4 protein-coding genes are annotated in these 2,812 nt (G+C 71.2%); 1 reads left to right on the forward strand and 3 read right to left on the reverse strand.

Going from position 1 to position 2,812, the window contains the following annotated elements; translation table 11 throughout:
* The 3 genes from dnaG to C667_RS26065 all read right to left on the reverse strand — a co-directional run.
* On the reverse strand, positions 1-1,336 hold a 1,336-nt coding region (gene dnaG / locus C667_RS21880), incomplete at its 3' end, for a DNA primase (RefSeq protein ID WP_004385071.1).
* A gap of 160 nt (positions 1,337-1,496) precedes the next feature.
* Positions 1,497-1,709 carry a 30S ribosomal protein S21 gene (rpsU, locus tag C667_RS21885; protein WP_002924646.1) on the reverse strand — a complete coding sequence of 71 codons (213 nt, stop codon included), beginning with the start codon at positions 1,707-1,709 and terminating at the stop codon, positions 1,497-1,499.
* On the reverse strand, positions 1,672-1,863 hold the full coding sequence (locus C667_RS26065; RefSeq protein WP_169317695.1) for a hypothetical protein: 192 nt from the start codon (positions 1,861-1,863) through the stop codon (positions 1,672-1,674). The genes rpsU and C667_RS26065 overlap by 38 nt, the downstream gene beginning before the upstream one ends.
* Between C667_RS26065 and tsaD the strand changes: the two genes are divergently transcribed.
* The coding region (tsaD, locus tag C667_RS21890) for a tRNA (adenosine(37)-N6)-threonylcarbamoyltransferase complex transferase subunit TsaD (protein WP_004385073.1) at positions 1,847-2,812 on the forward strand (966 nt) is incomplete at its 3' end. The two genes, C667_RS26065 and tsaD, sit on opposite strands and share 17 nt — an antisense overlap.

A 2,812-nucleotide genomic window follows, 5' to 3' on the forward strand; every position in this document is an offset into this window, starting at 1 on the left:
CGGCGGCTGCGCGCGCAGGGGCGGGCGCCTCGGCGCCGCGCCGGCGCGGTGCGCTGGCGGCGAGCTGCTCGAAGGCGTATTCCACCTCGCCCTGGGTCATGCCCGCGGTCTCGGCCACCGCCTTCACCACCTGCAGCTTCAGCAGCGGCGCGGCGATGCGGGTGACCAGCGGCGCCGCCTCGTGCACGAAGGCGGCGCGGCCCTCGGCGCTGTCGAGCGGATGGCGGCCGGACAGCTCCTGGATCAGGAAGCTGCCCAGCGGGGTGGCGGCGAGCGCGGCCTTGCGGAAGGCCTCGGCGCCCTCGGCGCGCACGAAGGAGTCCGGGTCGTGCTCGGCGGGCAGGAAGAGGAAGGCGAGCGTGGCGTCGTCGCGCAGGGACTCGAGCGCGTTCTCGAGCGCGCGCCAGGCGGCGCGGCGGCCGGCGGCGTCGCCGTCGAAGCAGAACACGATGCGGTCGGTCTGGCGCAGCAGGGTGTGGATGTGCTGGGGCGTGGTCGCGGTGCCGAGCGTGGCGACCGCGTTCTCGATGGCGAACTGGGCGAGCGCGACCACGTCCATGTAGCCCTCGACCACGACCGCGAAGCCGGCGTCGCGGATCGCCTTCTGCGCCAGGAAGAGGCCGTAGAGCTCGCGCCCCTTCTCGAAGAGCGAGGTCTCGGGCGAGTTCAGGTACTTGGGCTCGCCCTTGTCGAGCACGCGCCCGCCGAAGGCGATGATGCGCCCGCGGCGGTCGTGGATCGGGAAGATGATGCGGTTGCGGAAGCGGTCGTAGCGCCGCCCCTGCTCGTTGTCGATGACCAGGCCGGCGTCGGCGAGCGTCCTGGCCTGGTAGTCGGGGAAGGCCTTCTCCAGCGCCTGCCACTCGTCGGGGGCGTAGCCGAGGCCGAAGCGCGCGGCGACCTCGCCCGACAGGCCGCGGCGCTTGAGGTAGTCGATGGCCGGGCGCGAGGGCTTGAGCTGGTCGCGGTAGAAGCGCGCCGCCACCGCCATCGCCTCGTAGAGCCGCTCGCTGGTGTCGTCGTGCGCCGGCGCCGCGCTGCGGCCGTCGTCGGGCACCTGCAGGCCGACCTGCGCGGCGAGCTCCTTGATCGCGTCGACGAAGCCCAGCCCGCTGTACTCCATCAGGAAGCCGACCGCGCTGCCGTGCACGCCGCAACCGAAGCAGTGATAGAACTGCTTGGACGGGCTGACGGAGAACGACGCGGACTTCTCGCCGTGGAAGGGGCAGCAGGCGAAGTAGTTGGCGCCGCTCTTCTTGAGCGGGACGTAGCGTTCGATGACGTCGACGATGTCGACGCGGGAAAGCAGTTCCTGGACGAAGGACTGTGGGATCATCGCGCGCGAAAAAGCAAACGCCCGTCCCGTCCGCATTCACGGACGACGGGTGTTCGTGTAAAAGCAGCACGCCGGGCGAGGGTCGAGCGACCCCGGGCCGGCGTGTGATCGCCCGCGAGGGCGGGCATGGACGCCCCGCGAGCGCGGGGCGCGTACCGAATCAGTAGAGCTTCGGCGGCAGCGTCTGGCTGCGCAGGCGCTTGTGGTTGCGCTTGACTGCGGCGGCCAGCTTGCGCTTGCGCTCGGCGGTGGGCTTTTCGTAGAACTCGCGCGAGCGCAGTTCGGTCAGCACACCGGTCTTCTCGATGGTGCGCTTGAAGCGGCGGATCGCAACTTCAAACGGCTCGTTTTCCTTGACGCGGATACCGGGCATTGCGGACTTCCTTGGGTGTCTGGTGGGCAGAAAGACCGCGAATATAAACCAGCCGACCGTCGATGGCAAGGCCGCCGATCGCCTGCGGTGGTGGTGGCAGGTTAAAATGCGACACCGAATCAAACGGATGCAACCCGATGAAAGTGCTCGGCATCGAAACCTCCTGCGACGAGACCGGCGTGGCGATCTACGACACCGAGGCCGGCCTGCGCGCGCACTGCCTGCACTCGCAGATCGACTTGCACGCGGCCTATGGCGGGGTGGTGCCCGAGCTCGCCTCGCGCGACCACATCCGCCGCCTGCCGCTGCTGCTGCGCCAGACCCTGGCCGAGGCCGGCCTGGCCGCCGCGGACATCGACGCCGTGGCCTACACCAGCGGGCCCGGGCTCGCCGGCGCGCTGCTGGTGGGGGCGAGCGTGGCGGAGTCCTTCGCGATGGCGCGCGGGATCCCGGCGCTGCCGGTGCATCACCTCGAAGGCCACCTGCTGTCGCCGCTGCTGTCGGTCGATCCGCCCGCCTTCCCCTTCGTCGCGCTGCTGGTCTCGGGCGGCCACACCCAGCTGATGCGGGTGCGCGGGGTGGGCGACTACGCGCTGCTTGGCGAATCCGTGGATGACGCCGCCGGCGAGGCCTTCGACAAGACCGCCAAGCTGCTCGGCCTGGGCTATCCGGGCGGACCGCAGCTGGCGCAGCTCGCCGAATCCGGCGTGCCCGGGCGCTTCCGACTGCCGCGCCCGATGCTGCACTCGGGCGACCTCGACTTCAGCTTCAGCGGCCTCAAGACCGCGGTGCTCAACGTGGTGTCGGCGCCCGACTGGGACCCGGCGCGCATGGTCGACCTCGCCGCCGAGTTCCAGCAGGCGGTGGTCGAGGTGTTGTGCGCGAAGTCGCTCGCGGCGCTGAAGAAGGTGGGGCTCAAGACCCTGGTGGTGGCCGGCGGCGTGGGCGCCAACCGCTGCCTGCGCGCCACGCTGGATGCCGCGCTCGCGCGCCGCGGCGGCCGCGTGCATTACCCCGAGCCGGCGCTGTGCACCGACAACGGCGCGATGATCGCGTTTGCCGGCGCGCTGCGCCTGGCGGCCGGCGAGACCGGCCCGGAGGTC

This window comes from Thauera phenylacetica B4P, from assembly GCF_000310225.1.
Lineage (GTDB): Bacteria > Pseudomonadota > Gammaproteobacteria > Burkholderiales > Rhodocyclaceae > Thauera > Thauera phenylacetica.